The organism is Pedobacter sp. WC2501 (genome assembly GCF_052682415.1).
On record NZ_JBQZFI010000001.1, the window covers coordinates 3195638 to 3217652 of the forward strand.

The 22015-nt window shown below is 40.0% G+C and carries 17 protein-coding genes; 13 read left to right on the forward strand and 4 right to left on the reverse strand.

From position 1 onward, the window contains the following. Positions 1 to 618 precede the first annotated feature (618 nt). Positions 619 to 1068, forward strand: coding sequence for a hypothetical protein (locus tag ACUN24_RS13680; RefSeq protein ID WP_445562983.1), 450 nt, complete (start codon positions 619 to 621; stop codon positions 1066 to 1068). Between the two features lie 379 nt (positions 1069 to 1447). On the opposite strand, the gene ACUN24_RS13685 is transcribed toward ACUN24_RS13680, so the two are convergent. Further along, positions 1448 to 2086 carry a hypothetical protein gene (locus tag ACUN24_RS13685; RefSeq protein WP_445562984.1) on the reverse strand — a complete coding sequence of 213 codons (639 nt, stop codon included), beginning with the start codon at positions 2084 to 2086 and terminating at the stop codon, positions 1448 to 1450. 790 nt (positions 2087 to 2876) lie between these two features. Here ACUN24_RS13685 and ACUN24_RS13690 point away from each other — a divergent pair. The 5 genes from ACUN24_RS13690 to ACUN24_RS13710 all read left to right on the forward strand — a co-directional run bounded on the left by ACUN24_RS13690 (position 2877) and on the right by ACUN24_RS13710 (position 11546). Further along, a complete protein-coding gene (locus ACUN24_RS13690) occupies positions 2877 to 6071 on the forward strand; it encodes a SusC/RagA family TonB-linked outer membrane protein (RefSeq protein ID WP_445562985.1) in 3195 nt (1064 codons plus the stop codon). Positions 6072 to 6082: 11 nt separating this feature from the next. After that, positions 6083 to 7852 carry a RagB/SusD family nutrient uptake outer membrane protein gene (locus ACUN24_RS13695; protein ID WP_445562986.1) on the forward strand — a complete coding sequence of 590 codons (1770 nt, stop codon included), beginning with the start codon at positions 6083 to 6085 and terminating at the stop codon, positions 7850 to 7852. An 11-nt stretch (positions 7853 to 7863) separates the two neighbouring features. Further along, on the forward strand, positions 7864 to 9186 hold the full coding sequence (locus tag ACUN24_RS13700; protein WP_445562987.1) for a glycan-binding surface protein: 1323 nt from the start codon (positions 7864 to 7866) through the stop codon (positions 9184 to 9186). A gap of 550 nt (positions 9187 to 9736) precedes the next feature. Further along, positions 9737 to 10135, forward strand: a complete 399-nt coding sequence (locus ACUN24_RS13705; protein ID WP_445562988.1) for a nuclease A inhibitor family protein — start codon at positions 9737 to 9739, stop codon at positions 10133 to 10135. A 37-nt stretch (positions 10136 to 10172) separates the two neighbouring features. Next, on the forward strand, positions 10173 to 11546 hold the full coding sequence (locus tag ACUN24_RS13710) for a DNA/RNA non-specific endonuclease (RefSeq protein ID WP_445562989.1): 1374 nt from the start codon (positions 10173 to 10175) through the stop codon (positions 11544 to 11546). Positions 11547 to 11660: 114 nt separating this feature from the next. Here ACUN24_RS13710 and ACUN24_RS13715 read toward each other — a convergent pair whose 3' ends face one another. The 3 genes from ACUN24_RS13715 to ACUN24_RS13725 all read right to left on the reverse strand — a co-directional run bounded on the left by ACUN24_RS13715 (position 11661) and on the right by ACUN24_RS13725 (position 15506). Further along, complete coding sequence (locus ACUN24_RS13715; protein ID WP_445562990.1) at positions 11661 to 12815, reverse strand: M23 family metallopeptidase; 1155 nt, start codon at positions 12813 to 12815, stop codon at positions 11661 to 11663. A gap of 65 nt (positions 12816 to 12880) precedes the next feature. Continuing rightward, positions 12881 to 13510: a response regulator gene (locus tag ACUN24_RS13720; RefSeq protein WP_445562991.1), complete on the reverse strand. Its 630-nt coding sequence runs from the start codon at positions 13508 to 13510 to the stop codon at positions 12881 to 12883. Beyond that, positions 13503 to 15506: a tetratricopeptide repeat-containing sensor histidine kinase gene (locus ACUN24_RS13725; RefSeq protein WP_445562992.1), complete on the reverse strand. Its 2004-nt coding sequence runs from the start codon at positions 15504 to 15506 to the stop codon at positions 13503 to 13505. Before ACUN24_RS13725 ends, ACUN24_RS13720 begins: the two co-directional genes overlap by 8 nt. Positions 15507 to 15727: 221 nt before the next feature. Here ACUN24_RS13725 and ACUN24_RS13730 point away from each other — a divergent pair, with 221 nt between their 5' ends. The 7 genes from ACUN24_RS13730 to ACUN24_RS13760 all read left to right on the forward strand — a co-directional run bounded on the left by ACUN24_RS13730 (position 15728) and on the right by ACUN24_RS13760 (position 21980). Further along, complete coding sequence (locus ACUN24_RS13730; protein WP_445562993.1) at positions 15728 to 16318, forward strand: hypothetical protein; 591 nt, start codon at positions 15728 to 15730, stop codon at positions 16316 to 16318. Next, on the forward strand, positions 16296 to 16949 hold the full coding sequence (locus ACUN24_RS13735) for a carboxypeptidase-like regulatory domain-containing protein (protein WP_445562994.1): 654 nt from the start codon (positions 16296 to 16298) through the stop codon (positions 16947 to 16949). The genes ACUN24_RS13730 and ACUN24_RS13735 overlap by 23 nt, the downstream gene beginning before the upstream one ends. 25 nt (positions 16950 to 16974) lie before the next feature. Continuing rightward, positions 16975 to 17766: a hypothetical protein gene (locus ACUN24_RS13740; RefSeq protein ID WP_445562995.1), complete on the forward strand. Its 792-nt coding sequence runs from the start codon at positions 16975 to 16977 to the stop codon at positions 17764 to 17766. A 118-nt stretch (positions 17767 to 17884) separates the two neighbouring features. Then, complete coding sequence (locus tag ACUN24_RS13745) at positions 17885 to 18820, forward strand: serine hydrolase domain-containing protein (protein ID WP_445562996.1); 936 nt, start codon at positions 17885 to 17887, stop codon at positions 18818 to 18820. A 289-nt stretch (positions 18821 to 19109) separates the two neighbouring features. After that, positions 19110 to 20261, forward strand: coding sequence for a serine hydrolase domain-containing protein (locus ACUN24_RS13750; RefSeq protein WP_445562997.1), 1152 nt, complete (start codon positions 19110 to 19112; stop codon positions 20259 to 20261). Between the two features lie 23 nt (positions 20262 to 20284). Further along, entirely contained in the window at positions 20285 to 20791 is a 507-nt protein-coding gene (locus ACUN24_RS13755) for a RidA family protein (RefSeq protein ID WP_445562998.1), read from the forward strand. Between the two features lie 187 nt (positions 20792 to 20978). Beyond that, on the forward strand, positions 20979 to 21980 hold the full coding sequence (locus ACUN24_RS13760) for an alpha/beta hydrolase (protein WP_445562999.1): 1002 nt from the start codon (positions 20979 to 20981) through the stop codon (positions 21978 to 21980). Positions 21981 to 22015 lie beyond the last annotated feature (35 nt).

Genomic DNA, 22015 nt, shown 5'->3' on the forward strand with positions numbered 1-22015 from the left:
CAAATATTACATAGCCTTCTGTTGTCACCCTGAGCGTAATAGATTGCTTTTATTAATGCGAAATGGTCTTCGACTACGCTCAGACTGACATACGAATTAATTTTATATAATTTTTAAACAGGCTCTTTAAAGTATTTACCCTCTAATGAAAATCAACATAAAAACCAGCAAATAACTTAGTGGTTGTTTTACTTTTATTTAATGTGAAAACGCCCCTGTCCGTAGTCTTGTGTGATTTGCATTGTGTGTGGGCTGACTACGGATAAATGAATAAGACCGACTATTTTTTTTAACCTGCCGACACAAATTACATTTAAACTCAGTACACTGTAGTGGGAAACAAGTTAAAGAAAATAAATACTTTCGGAACAGAGAATCTGCATCTGGTGTTATCTTGCATATTGGGAAGTGGTATAAGACCGTTAGAAACATTTGCTTGTCGGGATCTGAAACTTGTTTTAGTATTGTAATCTTGATAATCCCAAGGCTAATTCATAGAACTTTGAGCCCAGAAGTGTTATAGAAAAGATTGTTAGTCAGGTAGATAAGAGACAGACTGATGAATTGATATAATCGTTGAAAAACGCACAGAAATTCCTAAAAGTAGATTGTTCGCCCATGAAAAAATTAATTAAATTAATGGTGTTATTTCTTTTCTGTACTCAGATTGCAAATGCACAGGATAAAATCAATGTACTGGAAAAAATCAAGGCCAATAAAATTCCAGATCCGTACTATGTTTTAGAAACAGATAGTATAATTCATTTCAAAGGGAAAAGATATTTGATGGAATTTCGTGAATTTTTTAATGGAAATCAATTTGATAAAATTGCAATATGGAAACCAATTGGTTATTTGGAATTCTCTAATGTTGAAATTGCAAAATCCAAGAAGTTTATGCAACTCTTTAATACTAAACCAATAATTCAAGCCAGCATTACTGACGCTTACCACATCAATATTAATGGAAAAATATTCTTAATGATTTCGCGGAATGTGAAATTGAAAGAGATATATTATTTTAATAGAAAATTTCCGAAGGAGCTATATATTTTAAAATACAAATAATAAATCTCCACTCCTTGGACGGGATATAAATCCCATCCATTTGTAAAAACCCTTCCGAATAGATGAAAAAAATAGGACTCTATATAATAATGATCCCCTAACTGGTCTTAGCATCTCGCTAAGACCATAGTTAACTTATATAACAAATCTTCTACTTTTCTTATCGTATCGCTAGTATTCCGACAGTGGTCGATGCCCTAAAACCCAAAAAATAATTTTTAGCATGAAGAGATATTTATTGTAATGTTTTGCATTCCTTCTAATTTTAAAGCGATAGCCGTTCCTAATCACACGCCAGAGCGCTTAAAGTACAGTGTTGGAAAGGTTAGCCCTCACCATCCGCAAGGGCTAAAATTTAAATTATCAATTTCATTTTACCTCACTCAACACTTCCTTTCCCATCAGCAACATAACTGTAAATAACCAGATATTCAATTCCGTTCTTTTGGAAATGCCCGATCGGAATATCGCCTTTTTCAAAGTAGGCTGATTTGCTTTCGAAAGGAATGCCGCAAAGCATGGTATTAGGTCCTGTTTGATGATAAACAACATCATTTCTAGTGCCTGCAATAGCCATCAATGCTGATAAATTTTTGCTTGATCCTTTTTGGTGATATTTTGGATGGTGCGGGTGTTGATCGGCTAATACCCAGGAACCGGGCACCATTGGTTTATAAAATTTGCCTAAAGGGATATCGAACCTGCGTGGTAAAAAGCAAGAGGCTATTGTACCATTAGCGGTGATGGTTCCGGTTTCTATAAAGAAATGAGTAATTTGAATCCAATGCCGGGTGAGCTGATACACATATTCCCGAATGGAATTTTGTCCATCCTCTAAAAATTCTGCCCATCCGGTGTAGCGTGGCAAAGTCATCATGATTTCAGAAATATTACAATCAATATGATGTAAGGTAGCCTTTACAGCACAAATTGCAGGTAATACATTCATTTGGTTTGTTTCAGCTGCAACCTGAGCAGGGAGCTGTGTGTTTTGATTTTTAAAATTGTTGTTTCGCATAACATTGTTAAAAAGATCCTGGGTGCTGCGAAACAACAATAAACTCTTTTCAGAGAAAATTTAGATACGGTGCCAAACCGCTCACCCAGGAATATTGTTAAAATTGATTTGCTTACTTAATTGCTTCTCTGTCTAAGTTGAAAATTCTGTTTATTATTATTTCGCATTGGCAATTTAGAAAAAATAGCTCAAAACACAAAGAAAAGTTTAATTATTTAAGAGCCTGTTTAAATTTTTATAACAAATATTAATGGCCTTTTGCTGTCACACTGAGCGTAGTCGATTGCTTTATTAATGTGTTGAAATGGTCTTCGACTACGCTCAGACTGACATACGAATAAATTTTATTTAATTTTAAACAGGCTTAAAATTGATTCCAAAACATAGGCCTTGCAGATAGCATAACTCAAGAGATGTTAACCAAATCTCTCCGAGAACTGGTCTTGGATTTCCAGCCAAAACAATACTGCAAAGAGGCGGGAAGCAATTATAGTAAATAGAAATTTCGTTTATAATAACAGCAGGAAATATGATATATGTTCATCAGTTGAACATTTGTATTGTAATATTACTCAATTGTCGAAGCTTAGACAGTTGTGTGTTTCTACTTTTGAGGCAATAAAAGACAAGAAAAAAATGCTACCGTCAGTATTTGCTTTCTTGCGCTCTAATAACCAAATAGTTCGTCTGCCAAGTATGTCGTTGATAAGTATCCCCAAATTATAGTGCTGAATTTGGACAGCGTATTCGCAACCTGGTAGTTGATTTAAAACCAAATTTAATAATGAGAATGACTAAAATTTTTACTAAAATCCCCATTAGTATCCTTATCCTGCTATCCTCTTTGTCTGTAGCAGCGCAGGACATTACGGTTTCAGGCCGTGTAACAGACAAAGCCGGGGGAGCATTACCGGGAGTTTCCGTATCGCAGTTAAGCACTTCAAAAGGTGCCACCACCAATCAGGATGGGGTGTATAAAATATCGGTTCCGCCAGGGGCTATCTTAAAATTTTCTTCTTTAGGCTTTATTGCACAATTGATAACCGTAAATAATAAAAAGGTAATTGATGTAAAGTTAATAGCAGACGTAAAGAACCTGGACGAAGTAGTGGTACAGGTGGGGTATTCTACGATGCGTAAAAGCGATTTAACCGGTGCTGTATCCTCTATCGGATCAGATGTGTTTGCTAATTCGGTTGTGACTACGTTGGACCAGGCCTTACAAGGGCGGATAGCGGGACTGCAAAGTACAATGAATTCGGGTGTACCCGGTGGCGGAAGTTCTGTTCAGATTCGTGGGGTCAATTCCATTAACAGCACCAATGAGCCCATTTATGTGATTGATGGGGTGATCATCAGCGGCCAAACAGGAAACAACGACGTTAACCCTTTGGCCAGCATCAACTCAAACGATATCGCAAGTGTTGAAGTTTTAAAAGATGCTTCGGCCACTGCTATATATGGATCTCAGGGTGCTAATGGGGTAGTGTTGATTACCATGAAAAAAGGAAAAAACGCCAGCCCTGTTTTAAGTTTTAATGCACGGTACGGGCTTGAAAAACTGCCGAAGCGCATCAATATGATGAACCTTAGCGAATACGCGCAACACCATAATGATTTTTCGGATGTGCTTGGTTATGGCCGGAGAGCAGATTTTAGTTTTCCGGAGTATCTTGGCGAAGGCACTAACTGGCAGAAAGAATTGTTTAAGACTGCACCTATGCAATCATACGATTTATCTGTCCGTGGTGGTAATAAAGCATCCACCTATAGTGTTTCAGGAGGTTATTTGAACCAGGATGCCATTGTGCTCGGTGCTAATTATAAAAGATTTGTTTTCCGGGTAAATATGGATAACGAAATTCAGCCCTGGGCCAAAATAGGCGCTACGGTCAATGTTACCCAGGATAAGCAAAGCACAGCAATCTCCACATTCGGAGCTGTAGGTAATGCACTGTTTCAAAGTCCGGCAGTTCCGATTCGTAATGCCGATGGTTCATTTGCCGGTCCAACTTCAGACCTTGATGCCAATACCCTTGGTTTTTCAAATCCGGTTGCGTTAGCCATGTTAAATACCCGTACCAGGGAGCGTTTTGATACCCGGGGTAATTTGTATCTGCAATTGCTTCCGGCAAAGGGAATCAGTTTCAGGTCCGAGGTGAATGTTGATGCCAATACAGATAATTACCTGCAGTTTTTGCCGGCCTACCAGTTCGGCGCATCAATCAAGGCCAATACAGAAAACAAGCACGATAAAACGTATAATTTTTACCTGGGATGGAAGAATATCCTGAACATAGATAAATCGTTTGGTACAAATCATCGTACAAGTTTAATGCTTGGGCAGGAGATGATCAGCAGGAGAGGCGATTACCTGACCGGGAGCCGTCAGTATGGCTCTAACGTGCTAACTGGACTAGACGCGGGCGATGCTAATTACGCCACAAACAATGGAAGCGGATATAACTCCAGGCTGATGTCATTTTTTGGTCGCGCTACTTATAATTACAAAGAAAGGTATTTGTTTACCGGAACGATGCGTTGGGATGGCTCGTCAAATTTTGCTCCAGGTCATCAGTGGGGTGCTTTTCCATCGGCAGCGATAGCATGGCGTCTTTCTGAAGAGCCTTTTTTCAAGTCGCTTAAGGGAAGCATCAGCAATGCCAAATTAAGGCTTAGCTACGGTATCGTGGGTAACTCTAATGTAGCCGCTTTTGCCTACGACAGCAACCTGTCCAACATCCGTACAAATAGCCAGGGTACCGGTTTACAAACCGCAAATATTTCAAATCCTAACCTGACCTGGGAAACTACAAAATCATGGAATGCGGGTATGGACCTGACGATATTAAATAACCGGGTTGAGTTGGTATTTGATTCATACATTAAGAAAACCGACGACTTGCTTCTTCGGTTAAGCCTGCCTGCCTTTACCGGTACATCAGACATTCCAGGATCTGCACAAGCACCCTGGTACAACATTGGTGCCCTTCAAAATAAGGGTTTCGAATTTACTGTAAATACAAAGAATATTACCAGGGATAACTTCACATGGAAAACTACGGCCATTTTTACCTATAACCGGAACATGGTTACCCGGATGAATACTGCTACAGCGAGCATTCCAATGTACGATACATCGAACGGAAAAAATATCATTACCTCCACAAGCGCAGGAAGCGCCGTGAGCCAGTTTTATGCTTATCAAATGATCGGGCGTATTAACTCCGCCGCTGACTTTCTGAAAGATAATGGCAATGGTACAAGCACAGTAATTACCCCAACTTTTAAATATAAAACCGGTACCATAATCAATAACACCGATGCAACGCTGATTACCTCAACTTACATAGGAGATTTGCTGTTTGCGGATGTTAACCATGATGGTATTGTTAATGAGAGAGATATTACCAATGTGGGTAGCCCTTTTCCAAGTTTTACTTTTGGCCTTACCAACAGCTTTTCTTACAAGAATTTTGATTTCAGCTTTTTCTTTAACGGATCTATTGGTGGCAAGGTATTCAATATCCTTAGAAGCCGGACTGACGATCCCAGAAGTCTTTCCAATGTTCGTGAAATTGTAACCAACTATGCCAAGTTAGGTTATAAGGACAGCAATTCTGCAAATACCAATATCTGGAATGTGTACGTATTGCCGGGAGCAGATCCCAGTTTAGGCAGAATGTCTGTTCAAAACACGAATAATAGCATTTTTAGCGATAGTTATGTAGAGGATGCTTCTTATTTACGACTTCAAAACGTTTCACTGGGCTACAAGTTCCCTACCAAGCTTTTGGAAAAAATGTTTATTAAAAGCGTACGTGTTTATACTAACCTGCAAAATGTCATCACATTCAGTAAATACAGTGGGTATGACCCGGAAGTGGGTTCCCTTAACGGCCAAAATATGCTCACTTATGGTGTAGATGGCGGTAGAATACCCTCATCCCGTTTCTACACATTTGGTTTGGATATGAACTTTTAACCCTTATTATCATGAAAAATAAAAATATACTTATTACACTTCTATGTACACTGGGGCTAACCTTTTTCTCCGGATGTAAAAAATACCTTGAAGTGCATTCTGATACACAAAAGCAGGTAAGCAACTCTTTCAAAACAATTGAAGACCTTCGGGCAACCACTGCTTTCCTGTACGCAACGCCATGGAATAAATTTAATGATTATGCGCGAACCATTACAGAGGGGCGAGCCAATAATGTTTATGTTGATGGGGTTACAGGCACAATTTCAGCTTTAGCCTTATTTGCCGAAAATTCTAACTTTAACGAATTATTTCAAACCTGGGGATCGTTATATGTAGCAGTAACTCAAGCAGACTACATTATAAATGATTATGTACCGCTGAGTATAACCAACGGTGTAGATGCAACACGGGCCAAAGGTTGTGAGGGAGAAGCCCGCTTTATCAGGGGCTATTCTTATTGGTATCTGGCGATGTTATGGCATGATGTGCCGATTATCGATGATCCAAGACAATATGTACTGAATACATTGGTGCCGCCTAATTCATTTGAAGATGTGCTGCAATATGCCATCAACGATCTGACGATTGCCGCTCAAACCCTGCCGGCTACAGATAGCAAAGGACGGGTAACCAAATACAGTGCTGAGGCTATGCTTGCCAGGGTACTGCTTACCGGTGCAGATTACGCTATGGGAGGCCGGTTTTCAAGCGACTATTTAAAGAGAAATGGTGCAAGCAGCAATGCGGAAATGGCACAGAAATATTTTGATTTGGCGAAGCAGGCTTGTCTGGACGTAATTAACCTGTCATCTTACAGAATGCTTGATAATTATGAAGATATATGGAAAGTACAAACCAATAATAATGCAGAAGTGCTTTTCGGCTATCAATTTTTACCAGGTGCTGCAGATTACGGCTTGGGAAATGTATTAAATAATCTTTCTTTTAACGGCGATGTAACCGGTAACCTTACCGGCGGAAGCAATGTATTTATTTCTTATGACCTGCTCCGGTTGCTGGTTCAGGACGGTGCGCAGTCGCGATTGCGCGGTAACGTTTTTATACCAGGGCAAAACTATGCCTACCTGGGTACACAGCTGGCAGCAGGCAGTTTTACAGTGCCGTCTAATTCCAAAACAAAATGTAACATCAAAAAATTTGTTGTAGGAAGTAACAAAGATACCGATGGTGCAGCAGTAGCAGGAAACAGCGGTTTGGTATCACCCGCTTTACGGATGTCGGAAGTTTACCTGATGTATGCGGAAGCCATTATGGGCACTGGAACACAAACTTCAGATGCAACAGCGCTGGAAAATTTCAATAAGGTTAGAAAACGTGCTTTTTACCTCAATCCAACAGCCTATCAAGCTTATACGTTAGTTACAAGAAATGATTTACTATTAGAACGCCGTAAAGAGCTGTTTTATGAAATGACCTACTGGCCTGATTTGGTGAGGCGCTCGTTTTACGATATGGACTGGACACTTAACTTTTTAAACAACAAATTGAAAGACAGTGATCCAACAACCAATTTTACAAACTACGCTTCTTATTCGTATACCTATGATCCGCCAAGATTCCCTAATACAGCAGGCTGGGACAATTCTCCGCGGGTTCAGGCCGGCTATATTTCACAGCAGGTGGTGCATAACCTCCCGGCGGGTTCTTATGTACATGCTATTGGGTCCAAGTCGAACATCTGGGCATTACCTTATCCTGCCGCTGAAATTAACAGCGATCCCAATTTGAACGGCGCACCTGTTCCTTACAAATTTTAAACTTTATAATTATGAAAAGAGCTATCGATATAAAATATTTTATTTGGGGGATGGGCATCATATTGCTTTCCTGTATTGCGCTGTCATCCTGTAAAAAACAAAACACAGCTGACATAAAGATTGACGGGGTATGGACTAATCAGTACCCGAATCCTACTGTGCAGATCAATATTTCTAACCTGGGCGCATGGGTGCGTTTGCAAGGGCATGGTTTTTCGGGGTTGCGCGCAATTTATTGCAATGGCGTTGCTACCTCTTTCTCTGCGGCAAATGTTACCGATAACAACATTATATTCGCTATACCGGCTGTCCTTCCAACCGGGGGAGATATTGCCGATACCACTGTACGGAACACCATCCGTATCGTTACGATAAACGGAGAAGCGGTTTATAATCATTTTGTATTTCGCGATATCAATCGTATTCCTGCCATTAATGGCGTTTCGGCTACTATGCCGTTTCCCGGGGATATGGTGATTGTAAGTGGAAAAAATCTCAAGAACACCACTAAGGTAGAGATGCCGGGCAGTCTGGCCGTTTCAATAGCAGCGAAAACCGATACCACCATTGCCTTTACTGTGCCTGCCGGTATTGATATGAATAAAAGTGGCGCGATTAGCCTGACAATTGATGGGACTGTATATTCTACTCCTCCATACATGTATTACAGGGAAGGGATATTTATGGAAACAACAACCGATGCACAGGTACCTCAAACAGGAGGAACTGGTTATACCACACTATCAGGTGCCAATGTTGCGGCGGCTACCAAACTGGCCAATAATCCGCAAAATGTTATTGCTATTCCGTTAGCAGCTAAAGATATAGCGGTTGGTACAGGCAACGATGACAAGAACAATACAGGTTTTTTACGTTTCCAGATGGTTAAGGCCTTGCAAAAGGTGATTGATAATTCGGCAAATCAGATAGCGGCCACAACGCAAATGAACAACCTGGGGATCCAGTTTGAGTTGTACATGAATCAACCCTGGACTTCGGGTGTAATTTCCTACCGGATGAATATTTCCAACGGGGGTGCTAACTCCTTCACTACCAATAATTTTGGCTGGTGGGCTGGTTTATCAACCGCTTCTTATAATTTTAACAACCAATGGCAAACCGTAACAATACCTTTAAGCTATTTTAAGGCTACCTCGGGGGGGCTCCCTTTAGGTACTTTGCAAAGCTATATTACAGATAATGCGAGTGTAAATTCGGGTGTGGCATTTGTAAATTATTATCAAAATTTCCCTTCGAAAGCATTGTCGAAATTTCAACTCTTTGTGGCCAACTTGCGGATTGTACCGATGGTTACAAATATTAATAGTAATTGATGATTTCCGGCTGATCAGGCTGTATCATTAATATCATTCGGGGTTGCTTCCGGCAATCCCGAATGATGGTTTGACATCCAATTGCGCCCATAATTAGATTTGACTTAAAGCTGATATTTACTTTATAAATTTCATTCCCTTAGTTTGATTTATTTATTGTAAATATATACTTGTGATTCTTTTACTATTTTAACTCCTCATCGATCAGATTCATGGTCGATTTTTTGAAGGGTTGCTTGTTAAAAAGCAGCCCTTTTTTTTGATTATCAGCAGGTTATCTTGGAAGGCGCTGTCCGGGTATTTTGTTCTAAATGAACTTTAAATTCGACATTTAAATATAACAAATTGCTTTCTTTTTGATATGAAGATACTTGTAATTATGTACCTTATAGGATCTTAATCAGCCTTATTCCGAACTCACGATAAATAGATTCATTTTTAGTTAAATGCATATAAAAATTAACACTATGATAATCTGTTATTAGCATAGTTTGCATGCATATTTAATAATTTAGGAGCTGTAAATAGTAAACATCCCTATTCCATTTGCATGTATAACAATATCCTGGATACAATTACCGAGCTTCTTTCGGGGGTATTGTATTTTACTGAATCAGAAAATCCATTTAAAGTAGTCAATTGGGGAAAGATTTCGCCTGATGGTATATTGAATAAAATTGCCGTTCAATATCAAGCTGATCTTTCTAATTTAAAACAACTGGATGCTGATGCATTTTTTCATCACCTTGTTTCCAAAGTAGACCCATCAGATGCGCCAATGGTAGAAAATGCCCGAAAAATTAAGGCCATCCAGCTGTTTTTAAATCAAAACCTATCTCATTTACAGGTTATTCGCATAGAAGGTGCAAGCAGGATCCCTGTCCTGATTATTGGCTATCTATCCGATGGCAGCTGCCTGGCCATAGAAACCTTCGCTATAGAAACTTAGCAATAAAATCTAATTACATAACAAACCAAATTTAAGCATGAAAGCATTAAAAAAATTAAGCTTACTGGCCATATTGTGCCTAGGCCTTGCTGCCTGTAAAAAAGAAAATCAAACCGAACTAGGAGCAAGTGTCTTTGAGCAAAAACTAAACACCAAAGCAGCTATAGCAAGCGAGCAAGCTGTAGTTTCAGGTTTTCCGGAGTCTTTCGAATCAGGTACAAAAAGCAGTTATACTACTGCATCCGTAACATTAAGCAGCGGAAGCTGGACCATGAACGATGCTTTAATTGGAAATCTGGCTGCTGATGCCAAAAACGGGAGTCAGTCTGTAAGGATCCGCAATACCGGGATACTGGGCATGGACTTCGACGTAAGCGGCGCTGATGTTGTTACCATTGCACACGCCAAATATGGTACTGACGGCAATAGTACCTGGCAATTGTGGTATTCAACCAACGGAGGGTCGAGCTGGCAGCAAACCGGAAACACCATCACCAGTAGTGCAGCCAGTTTATCAACTGTCACTTTTAATACGGCAATTTCCGGAAATGTGCGTTTTCAGGTTCGCAAAATCAGTGGCGGTACTAACCGTATCAATATCGATGATTTCAGCATTTCAACAGGTGGCGGAACTACAACACCTCCAACTACCACTCCGGGAGATAACAATAACCTTTTACTGGGTAACCCAAGTAATGCAGTTGCAAACATTTCTTATCCTGAAAATTATTTGATGGAGCGTACCTATTATACAAGTTCATATAGCAAAAGCAGGGCTACACCTAACTGGGTAAGCTGGCATATCTCGTCTTCAGATCTGGGTTCAGCCTCTCGTCAGGACGATTTCCGGGCTGATAATACTTTGCCTTCCGGCTGGTATCAGGTATCTAACAGCAGTTACTCTGGCTCTGGTTTCGATCGTGGCCACAATTGTCCTTCTGCTGATAGAACAGCATCAGTAGCCGCCAACTCTTCTACTTTTTTAATGAGTAACATGATGCCACAGGCACCAAATAATAACCAGGGGCCATGGGCTGACCTTGAGAATTATGCCCGTTCACTGGTTACATCAGGAAATGAAGTTTACATCATCTGCGGTTCTTATGGTTCTGGCGGCACGGGTAGTAACGGAGGGATTACCTATACCATTGATAACGGTCGGGTTAATGTTCCATCCAATACCTGGAAAGTAATTGTGGTATTGGCAAACGGTAATGACGATTTAAACCGGATTACTTCATCTACCCGTGTTATTTCGGTAAACATGCCTAATACAAACGGCTTAAATATCAACTGGAAAACATACCGTACAAGTGTTGATGCTATAGAATCAGCAACTGGTTATAATCTTCTATCTAACATTCCTACTGCAATACAAAACACATTGGAATCGAAAACAGATAATTTATAAAATACTTCTTTCATTTAAAGGTAATGAACGGCAACCCAGTGAATGGGTTGCCGTTTTTGTTTTGAACCCGAATGTTTTATTATTCTTGCAAAATCAATATTATCTTCCTGGGTTTTATTTAATAAAAGCAACAATTTCTTTCTCTTTAGGCAATTCGTTTTTATGAATGTCATTAAAACCTTGTTGAAAACCTAAGCGGTAATGATCAATTAAATAAGGCAATCCTTCTCCTTTAAGTAACATAGGGGAAGTTGTAACTTCGAAATGCAAATGTGGCTCACGCGCATCCCCTGAATTGCCAATTTTGCCTAGTATGTCTCCTTTACGGACATGATCTCCTGCTTTAACACGTACACTGCCGGGTTGTAGGTGCATATAATGCGCATATTGACCGTTACCGAGATCAATCACTATTTTATTACCGGCAAGTTGCTCGAATGTCAGTGGTACAGCAGGATGAAATTCTTTTCCATGCCCCGGAATATTATCAGGTAAGCCGTCATTTGCAGCAATTACTTTTCCGTCAGCAACCGCAAAAACCTGGTCGCCGTAACAAAAATAGGAATGTACATCGCGCGGATTGCCGGAAAAGGACAGGCTATCTTTGACCTTTTTCCAGTCAATTGCAAATCTTCTAGAATTAACCGCCCGCCCGTTAAGGATAATAACGCCTCTTCTATGATGATTATCAACGCTGTTGCCAGGGCCATCGGCGGCGATCCAATCGGTACCTTTTACGGGAGGACTAAGTGTTTTAAGGTTTGTTTTATGGGTAACCATTACTGCCCCGTCTAAAGAGTCATTCCCTGTGATTATCCGGTGTGTTATTTTCTCAGGAAAAGAAAGGGAACTGTTTAACCTGGCCTCAATAAATACAATGGCGCTCTGACCACCTCCAATAGTTAGATTATCCTTTGAGTCCTCTACACCTAAAATTTTTACCATGTTATGCAGTTCTAGCGCATCAAAAGATACGATAGGGCTGCTGTTTTCGTTATTTGTATCCCTTAATTCAATACCTAGCAAACTTATAGCTGATGTACTGAAATTGGTTAAGTATAGCTCGTATATCAAAAAAGATTTTTGTCCACTTGGAAAAGAAGTCGGATCGAAAAGTACATGCATTTCCATCTGTGGTGGAAATGAGAAAGGTTTTTTAGCTGCAGCCTTATTGGAAGGAAGACTTTGTGCTGCCGATGGTGCACAAGATAAAAAAATGAGGATTATACATATTAAGAAAGAAAATGTTTGATTGATAATTTTCATCATAAATCCAGGTGTTAAAAAAGAACAAAAGAAGAGCTGATACCATATCAATTTGCCCGGCCGGAAGTTTATAACAATTGCTGCTGGTGGGCAGCTGCTATCAGTTCGGCGACATTTTTGACTTCAAACTTCTGTATCAGGTTCCTCCGATGGGTATCTACAGTCAGCGGACTTAAAAAGAACTCCTGGGCAATATTCTGACTGGTCTTTCCCTGCGCCAGGAGCGATAGGATTTGCTTTTCCCTTCTGGTGAGCTGTGGCGTATTGCGCAACTGGTTTTTAGTTGGGCGGCTGATAATTTCTACTACTTCCTTACTGTAACAGATATCTCCTTTTACGGCCGCTGCAATACACTGCCTAAGTTCGTCAAGTGAACTGTTCTTGAGAAGATAGCCACTGGCACCGTTCTGTATGGTTTGCATAATAATGCTTCGCTCGGTATGGTTGCTGAGGATGAGTATAGTGGTAGCAGAGAATTGCTCTTTAATCATCTGGCAAAGTTCCATCCCACCAATATCCGGCAGGGTAACATCCAGCAGGACAAGATCTACAGGGTTTCTGCTTAAATAAGAAAGGAGCTGTGCCCCATTTGAAAAGCCGCCTACAATTTCCAGATTGTCTTCATTTTTAAGTAGCGTTTTAAGCCCTTCAATAACAATTGGATGGTCATCTACGATAACAGTAAGCAGTTTATTCATCGATATTGGTTTTAAGTTCTATATCTATACTTGTTCCTTCGCCAGGAGCAGAATGCACTTCAAATTTCCCTTGCAGAAAGGCGATGCGGTTCTTGAGATTATCAAGGCCCATTCCTTTTTTATCAGAAAGGGTGTCCATATCAAAGCCCTGGCCATTATCTTCAAAAGTAATAAAAATAGTATTTTCGTTTTGGCTGCATTGCAGTATAAGATTGTCTGCATGGGCATGCTTGATTGCATTTGATATGAGTTCTTGCACGATTCGGTAGATGTTAAGCTGCACATTCATCGCTATATTTTTCTGAATGCCGAACATTTCTGAAGTGATACGCAAACCATCACGCATATAAAATTCGCAGAGGTCTTTTAAAGCGATTTCAAGACCAAACTTCAGTAAAGTCTCAGGTACCATGTTACGGGCAATACGGCGCAGTTCCGTAACCGAGGTGTCCAGCTGTCCGATAATGCGGTGGAGGTCTTTATCTCCGGACATGCCGGGCTGTGTATCTGTCCAGCCGGAAAGCCCTATCTTAACTCCTGACAGCATGCCGCCAAGTCCATCGTGAAGATCCCTTGCAACACGTTCCCTTTCAAGCTCTTCACCTTCAAGCATGGCTTTTGTAATCTTGAGCTGTTGCTTTTTTTCCATTTCGCTAAGCTGTTGCTTGTAATTAATCTCTTTTTGCTGGGCAAGTTTGCGCCGGCTCCGGGCTGTGAGCAGAACGAAAAAGAGTAAAAGGAGCAGGAAAAGACATCCTAAACCAAATATAAGCCTGTACAAACGGTCATTACGTGCATTAAGCTGTGCCTGCCTGTTTTCTGATTGCAGCGCCTGTATTTTCTGCTGGTTTCTTGCAGTTCTGTATTTTGTCTCCAGCTCATTGATTTTTACTTTTGTCTGGTCGTTGTTGATGCTGTCATTGGTCTGCCTGTATTTGTTCAGCCAGTGGTATGCCTCTTTATAATCCCTTAACTTTTCGCTCATTTTCGCCAGTTCCGAATAAATCTCTGCCCTGTCATTCATTTTGGCGGTCAAAGTTCCTTCCTTAACAATATCCAGTAATATCTGTCGGGCCTCGGCATATTTTTTCTGCTGCTGATAGATATCATATCTGCGAAAAAAAAACTGTTGGTAGATTTGCTTTTGGTTATACTTTTTAGCTAGCGGAATCCCCTTGTCTATACTCGCAAGTGCCTTATCGTATAACGTTTTGGTTGAGTAGTAAAGCGCCTCATTATAATAGTATATCGGATAGTTTAAAGAGGAGGGGTATGGCTTCAGCAGCCGTTGTGCTTTTTCCAGAAGTACCTGGGCTTTGTCGGCTTTGTTGTCGTAACAATAGATGCTTACCCCTGAAAGATAGGAAAACAACAGATCAGTAGAACCAGGGTTTTTGGTTTCCAGTAAGGCGATGGCTTTTTCATTATAGGCTGTCGCTTTTGAAAACTGGGAGTTGTTCATCAGAATAGTGGCGAGCTGCGTATAATAGTAAGCGATGCGTGCCGGATCGCCCGTTTTTTCTATAATAGGAATAGCTTTTTCCAGGGTTATTTTAGTCATAAAACCATAGCCCATTTTGTCTACATTCATCAAGGCATAATTAAACCATGATGCAGCCCGCTTTGCATAGGCGATTTTAGTGTTGAATGGAGAAAGAGCTTCTGCAGCTTTTTTAAAAGCATCGGATGCCTTCGCTTTGTTCCAGTTGAAATAATACTGCCCTTTAGAGAAAAGTGCCAGTGCATTTAAAAATTTATCGTTTTTAGCGGCAGCTGTACCTGCCTCCAGGTAGGCTTTACTCTTTAAGGTGTCTTTGTATTTCCAGTATTCTACCAATAGAAAATTGGTGCTCGCTCTTGAGCTATCTGTAATTTTTTTCTGTAGAATGTGCTGCAGGCTGTCAAGATAATGCTGCTCATTAAGGGGAACCTGCTGTTGGCCAACAGATTTAAATGAAACCAAAATACATATCAGGAATAGAAAAAATTTTGTCATGGTTAAAAAAGAAGTTTATTCATTGGCCGTAGCTCAGGTTACCTTTTATGTAAGAAAATTTACATCTAAATATCAGACATAATTCCCAACTCATTGTTATTTCATCCATTTGTTATGGGAAAATACCTAAAAACCAGTAGAAAAAAAACGGTAAAAACTGGTATTTCTTTTAGTGGCCACATCCAATAGCTTTGCTCTTATACCAAAATTAGCATGAAACTATGAAAACATTACCCTTGAAAGAAGCTTTTTTAGCTAAAGCTACCATTGTCCGGCAGCACTTAAACAGTGCTTTGGTTATACTATGTTTTATAATCGTCTCCATGTGCCTTCCGGCATGCTCAAAAGATGATAATGGCGGGGGTGAACCCACAGGTGATTATTATTTCCGTGCAAAGATTGGCGGAAAAGCCGTAAACTTCCATAGTGTGAATTTTCAGGGAGGTGGTGATGATAACCGGTTCGAACATATTGTTATTGGTGGTGTAGAGACTTCTTATCCCGCATCAGGACCTGTTCCACCATCGCTGGATTTTGAGATCTGGAGGCTTGGCGGCAATATTACCGCAGGAACGTATGCCACACCTGTAGAAAAAGAAATGATCGCCCGTTACGCGATACAAAAAACTGAAGGTACGCTGATCTACAATACTTCTTATAGCGATGATGTATTTACCGTAAAAATTGAAGCGATCAGCAAAACGGGTATCAAAGGAACCTTTTCCGGAACGGTGAGAAACAGCGCAGGAGAGGCAATTGACATTACCGATGGTACGTTTAATCTTCCTTATGAAACCACTATTAATCCATAAAATGAAGATCATGAAGCTGAAAAAATATGTCCTTACACTTTTTTATGTGGTATCAGCAACAGCTGTAGTTTCTGCACAGTATAAAGAACCAGAAAAAAAAGACAAAGTGGAGATCTTCCGTCCGGAGATGGCATTCGACTCCCTGCAGGCAAAAAAAATGCTGGCAAAAGGTACAGGTACGATAAAGGGAGTTGCTTTTACCAAAGCTAAAAACAATATGGGCTTTAAAGCCGGTCAACGGATTTATGCCAATAAAATTAAAGTAACCCTTTTTCCCGTTACCCCTTATTTTGAGGCCTGGTACCAAATAAGAAAAGACAAGGAAAGCCTTAGAAGGAGGCGCTATGTTTATCTTTCCGACCAAGCCTACAGATATAGGCTCGAAGCAATTACCAATAGTGATGGAGAATTCACTTTTCCTGAGATGAAGCCGGGAAAATATTTTCTACAGGGGGTTCTTGGCTATACTCATTATGGTACATATAACCAATATACAGGCAGTGGCTACAATGGCTATGGACAGACAGATTATTATCAACAGAAGAACTATTCGGTTGACCATGAAGACAGGATCGAAGAGTTTGTGGAGGTAAAAGAAAACGGCGAAATCGTTAAGGTCAAACTGCATTAATTTTACAAAACAATAAGTCTATACCATGAGAACAGATAAAAAAATTACCGGCGTGCTGCTCACATTAATGTTGATTTCCGGAATTGAGGCGCATGCCCAGATCGGCGGATTGCTTGACAAAGCAAAAGAGAAAGCCGCCAAAGCCATTGAAAAAAAGATTGACAAAAATAGCACTTCAGAAAAATCAGGAGCTACCATTAACGCGGGCAACAGCAATATCATGACTGGTGATTCGCTGGTTTTTACTGAAGATTTTTCGGCATTTCAACCGGGAGCCAGTGCCACAAGTTTCAAAACCAATGGAGCGGCTAATGTTGTTACAGCAAGTGGCCAGAAAGGAAAATGGCTGGATTTAAGGGATAAGGCAATCTACAAATTTTCCCGCCAGCTCAACTATCCGGGGCGGTTTACCTTATCTTTTGATATCATTGCGAAGGCAGACCAGATTAAAGACATTGCTCCACTGTCATTTGGTTTTGCAAGTGATAACAGCGTCAGGCAGTACGCAAGCAATATTGGTACTTACGTACAGCTGCACTATTACGATGCCAACCAGGTTAACATAGGCAGCGATAAGCCCGAAAAATTTGTAAATACGACCTTTGATCTTGAACCATGGATTAACCGTCCGCTTCATATTGTCCTCTCGGTTGACGGGGAACGGATGGCTGTATATCTCAACAATATCAAACTTGCAGATACTATTTTGTTCAGTCCTGCTGCGGCTAAAAACTTTTATATAACGGCACCCTGGGAATATGCTAATGATGCGGGTGTGCTGGTGAGTAACTTTAAGGTTTCAGGATTTAGCAAGTAGAATTAAAATATAGCTCCAGTCCGGGCAATTCATCAATCTATTGATGTTTTATTGACAGGGAAGGCGTATCGTTGTAACCTCCATTTTCGTTTCTGCGTCTTAATCATAAATATCTATTATGATAAAATGTAAGTATTCCTTTTGCCGGATGGTTTTTCTGTTTTTTCTGATTAGCTGTGCGTTATCCTTACGCGCACAGCACCTTGTAAAGGGGATTGACAGTTTGATTCTAAAGGATTTTAAGGATCCAAACGGGCCAGGAGGTGTATTTATGGTTTCCAGAAAGGGAAAGCCAATCTATCAAAAAGCTGTTGGTAAGGCGAACCTGGAACTGGGCGATAATCTGAGCCCTGAAAATGTTTTCGAACTGGGATCTATGACCAAACAGTTTACAGCAGTAGCTATTCTCATGCTGGAACAAGCGGGCAAACTTAAAGTGGAAGATCCTATTCTAAAGTACATTCCGGATTATCCCTATGGAGAGAAAATAACCATACACCATCTTTTAACACACACTTCGGGAATAAAGGATTTCACGAAAATGAAAGCCTTATCGGATATTGCGCAAAAGGAAATGACGCCTAAAATGATGGTAGATTTTTTCAAAAACGAACCTGCCGATTTTGCGCCAGGAGAAAAGTTTGAATACAATAATTCAGGATATGTACTATTAGGTTATCTGATCGAAATCATTTCCGGAGTTCGTTATGAAGATTTTATCAAAAATCAAATTTTCGATAAAGTTGGAATGAGCAGGTCATCTTATGCAAGCGACAGGAAAGTCATCGATCAAAGGGCGTACGGGTATCAAAAAAAAGAATCCGGATATGTCAACAAAACCATGATCAGTTTTAGTGTACCCTTTTCATCGGGTTCACTAATGTCGACAGCAAGTGATATGTTGAAATGGCAAATGGCATTAAACGATAATCTCCTCCTTAATACGAAAGAAACAAATAAGGCGTTCAGCAAATACAAACTAAACAATGGAACGGAATATACTTATGGTTACGGCTGGCATATCCGCGATATAAACGGAACCCCCAACCCGTGAACATGGAGGCAGCATTTTTGGCTTTAAAACAATGGCAGTGTACATTCCGGGCGAGGATATTTATGTAATAGGACTGAGCAATTGCGACTGTAATTCTCCAACAAAGTTAGTAGGAGATATCGCTGGATTTGTATTAAAGGGTGTTAAAGAAAGGCACTGGTAATTAAATAGGCCACGCACCATAAAAAAGTATTGGATGGATAAGACCGATCATAAAATTCTTAATTTAACATGAAATATAATTTTTATGAATAATTACAAGCGAATACTGCTGTTTTGCATTGGAATAATGGTTCGCACTATACCTGTTTACGCACAAAACAATGCCGGAAGCACAAACATTGACAGCATTATCAGTAAAAAGATGTCTGAAAGTGGAATTGTCGGACTCGGTGCGGCCATTATTGTTGATAAAAAAGTTGTCTGGAAAAAAGGGTATGGATTTTCCGATCAGCAAACCGGTGCAGCTTTCACCACATCAACTTTGATGAATATTGCATCGGTTTCCAAAACGGTAACGGGTGCTTGTCTCATGAAAGCGGTAGAGCAGGGGGGAATTTCCCTGGATGAGGATATTAACAAGTACCTCCCTTTCAAAATTCATAATCCTTATTTTCCGGAAGAAAAAATAAGCCTTCGAAACTTATCCACGCATACTTCAGGACTTACCGACAGGTATCCCTTTTATACCGATAGCCTTTACTTTAATGGTAAAGACTCGCCGGAAGCATTGGGTGATTTCCTAAAGAACTATTTTATTCCTGGTGGGAAGTATTATTCGAAAGAAAACTTCCTCAACCATAAACCAGGAACATTCCGTGAATATTCCAATATCGGAGCAGCACTCGCGGGTTATATCGTCGAAGTAAGGACAGGTCAAAAATTGAATGAATACAGTAAAAAGTACCTGTTCGATCCCTTGAAGATGGACGATACCGGATGGTTTATGGCTGAAGTAAACCTGAAAAAGCATACAAAACTTTACGAGAAACAAGATGATAAAGTCAGGGAAATACCCTTGTATGGCTGTACCACTTATCCGGATGGAGGCGTACGCACATCTGTAGATGATCTAAGCAATTTTTTTATCTGTTTGTTAAACAACGGGAAGTTTAAAAACAGGCAGGTATTAAAAGCTGAGAGCGTAAAGGAAATGCTCAGGTTCCAGTTTAATGAGGCTAACAAACCCGAAAATGTAAAACCGCAATCACTCAATTCGGGTATTTTCTGGGCGACTAAGATGGGCGGTACCAGGATCGGGCACAATGGATCGGATCCCGGGGTAAGGGTTTTTATGCTTTCTGATTTAAAAAAGGAAGTTGGCGTCATCCTGTTCGTCAATACATCGTTGAGTGAAAAGGAAGAGCATAAATTCTTTGAAATCTATGAAGATCTTTATCAATACGGCGTTAAACTTAAAAATAAAGCTATACTAAAATAATGATAACTGAAATTTGTACAATCATGATGAAACAAACATATAAACAGTTGATTAATTATGCTCTATTGCTGTTTATGCTGGCCATTAGCAGTTGCAAAAACAGTGAGCGTGAAAATATTGCTTTAGGTAAACGGGAAAAGAAGCCGCTAACAATAGCTAAGGAAAAATGGCATTGGAACAGTGGTAAAGATCAAGATACAATGGCTGGATATGCCCAGGTTGTTAAATCGGGTAAGGTAATTTACATATCTGGCGTTCCTACAAATGACCTGAGTCCAAAAGGGATCAGCGGGGTTTATGAAAGGCTTAATCAATGCCTCAAAGCCTTTGGTGCTACCTCAAAGAACGTTGTTAAAGAGACACTTTACACTACCGATATTGAAGCGATGAAAAAGTATAATGGTGCAAGAAAAGCGTTCTATAAAGACGACTTCCCTGCTGCAAGCTGGGTACAGGTAAGCAGGCTTTATGAGCCCGATGCAACGTTGGAAATCGAACTAATTGCCCATCTTGAAGGTGTGGAGGAATAAGCTTAAATAATGGTCATTCCTTTGCAATGGCTTCAAAGTTTATTATCAGTTGCCGCCATCTGCAGCATGCTAAAACGCAAGCTTAAAAATCGCAACATTGCTTATCCAATATAATGAAGAAAATGGAAAATCCGATTGTATCAGAAAAATCCCCGCTAAAACAAATACCATCTGTAATAAAAAAAATATGAAGACTTTCCTAAAATGGACCAAACGAATAGGCCTGGGCTTAGTTACTTTGCTAATATTGTTACTCCTGATCGGATTTATTTTTGAAAGAGTGTCAAGGAATACTGCTGAAAAAATTAAACCTGATGGCCAGTTGGTAGAAGTTGACGATCATCGTCTTCATTATTACAAAAAAGGGAACTGCGGACCAACCGTTGTATTTGAAACGGCATTTGATCCTGCCGGACATCTGCAATGGTACAACATTCAACAAGAATTACCAGCCTCTTATACAAGCATCTCTTATGACAGGGCCGGAATTTTATGGAGTGAACGAGGCAAAAATCCAAAATCAGGTGAGGAAATGGCTAAAGAATTACATCTTTTGCTGGAAAAAGCCAGAACCCCAAAGCCGTATATTCTTGTAGGCCATTCCTTTGGAGGAACACTAGTCCGGTTTTTTATCAACAAATATCCTGAAGATGTTGCAGGTGTAATATTTGTAGATAGTCAATGCCCTGATGATGAAAGATATTTATCTCCTGAACTGTTTAAAAAGGTCAATCAGGGGCTGCCAGGTGGCTTTCTAAAATTCGCCAACACTTTTGGACTTGTCAGACTGATGTTTAAAGGTATGTTTCCTAATAACAAAAAATATGAATATCAAAACACGATAATGCCGACTTTGCTTTACAAAAGCGCTGATGCAGTGCTGGAAGAGCAGGATCAGATGAGTTCCATTAAAAAAGAAGCATCAAAAATAAAATCTTTTGGCAATATCCCACTTTATGTATTGACCGCGGCAGATGAAAAGCGCTTTGATTCTTCCATTAAGGATCGAAAACTAAAGACAGAAATGCTGACTGCATGGAATAAAATGCAGAAAGATTTTCTGCTACTTTCCAAAAAAAGCAAACAGATTCTGGTACCGAACAGTGGCCATTATATTAACCAGGAACAACCACAAGTGATCGAAACTGCCATCAATGATATGGTGAATAAAATAGTATCGCAAAAATAAGTAGTGATTCAGAACAAAAAGTCATCATGGATAAG

Excerpts from the sequence above, each read along its gene's own strand:
- ACUN24_RS13700 (WP_445562987.1), top strand. The coding sequence starts at position 7,864 with ATGAAAAGAGCTATCGATATAAAATATTTTATTTGGGGGATGGGCATC.
- ACUN24_RS13685 (WP_445562984.1), bottom strand. The coding sequence starts at position 2,086 with ATGCGAAACAACAATTTTAAAAATCAAAACACACAGCTCCCTGCTCAG.
- ACUN24_RS13725 (WP_445562992.1), bottom strand. The coding sequence starts at position 15,506 with ATGACAAAATTTTTTCTATTCCTGATATGTATTTTGGTTTCATTTAAA.
- ACUN24_RS13720 (WP_445562991.1), bottom strand. The coding sequence starts at position 13,510 with ATGAATAAACTGCTTACTGTTATCGTAGATGACCATCCAATTGTTATT.
- ACUN24_RS13690 (WP_445562985.1), top strand. The coding sequence starts at position 2,877 with ATGACTAAAATTTTTACTAAAATCCCCATTAGTATCCTTATCCTGCTA.
- ACUN24_RS13755 (WP_445562998.1), top strand. The coding sequence starts at position 20,285 with ATGATGAAACAAACATATAAACAGTTGATTAATTATGCTCTATTGCTG.
- ACUN24_RS13760 (WP_445562999.1), top strand. The coding sequence starts at position 20,979 with ATGAAGACTTTCCTAAAATGGACCAAACGAATAGGCCTGGGCTTAGTT.
- ACUN24_RS13680 (WP_445562983.1), top strand. The coding sequence starts at position 619 with ATGAAAAAATTAATTAAATTAATGGTGTTATTTCTTTTCTGTACTCAG.
- ACUN24_RS13710 (WP_445562989.1), top strand. The coding sequence starts at position 10,173 with ATGAAAGCATTAAAAAAATTAAGCTTACTGGCCATATTGTGCCTAGGC.
- ACUN24_RS13745 (WP_445562996.1), top strand. The coding sequence starts at position 17,885 with ATGATAAAATGTAAGTATTCCTTTTGCCGGATGGTTTTTCTGTTTTTT.
- ACUN24_RS13730 (WP_445562993.1), top strand. The coding sequence starts at position 15,728 with ATGAAAACATTACCCTTGAAAGAAGCTTTTTTAGCTAAAGCTACCATT.
- ACUN24_RS13735 (WP_445562994.1), top strand. The coding sequence starts at position 16,296 with ATGAAACCACTATTAATCCATAAAATGAAGATCATGAAGCTGAAAAAA.
- ACUN24_RS13740 (WP_445562995.1), top strand. The coding sequence starts at position 16,975 with ATGAGAACAGATAAAAAAATTACCGGCGTGCTGCTCACATTAATGTTG.
- ACUN24_RS13705 (WP_445562988.1), top strand. The coding sequence starts at position 9,737 with ATGTATAACAATATCCTGGATACAATTACCGAGCTTCTTTCGGGGGTA.
- ACUN24_RS13715 (WP_445562990.1), bottom strand. The coding sequence starts at position 12,815 with ATGATGAAAATTATCAATCAAACATTTTCTTTCTTAATATGTATAATC.
- ACUN24_RS13695 (WP_445562986.1), top strand. The coding sequence starts at position 6,083 with ATGAAAAATAAAAATATACTTATTACACTTCTATGTACACTGGGGCTA.
- ACUN24_RS13750 (WP_445562997.1), top strand. The coding sequence starts at position 19,110 with ATGGTTCGCACTATACCTGTTTACGCACAAAACAATGCCGGAAGCACA.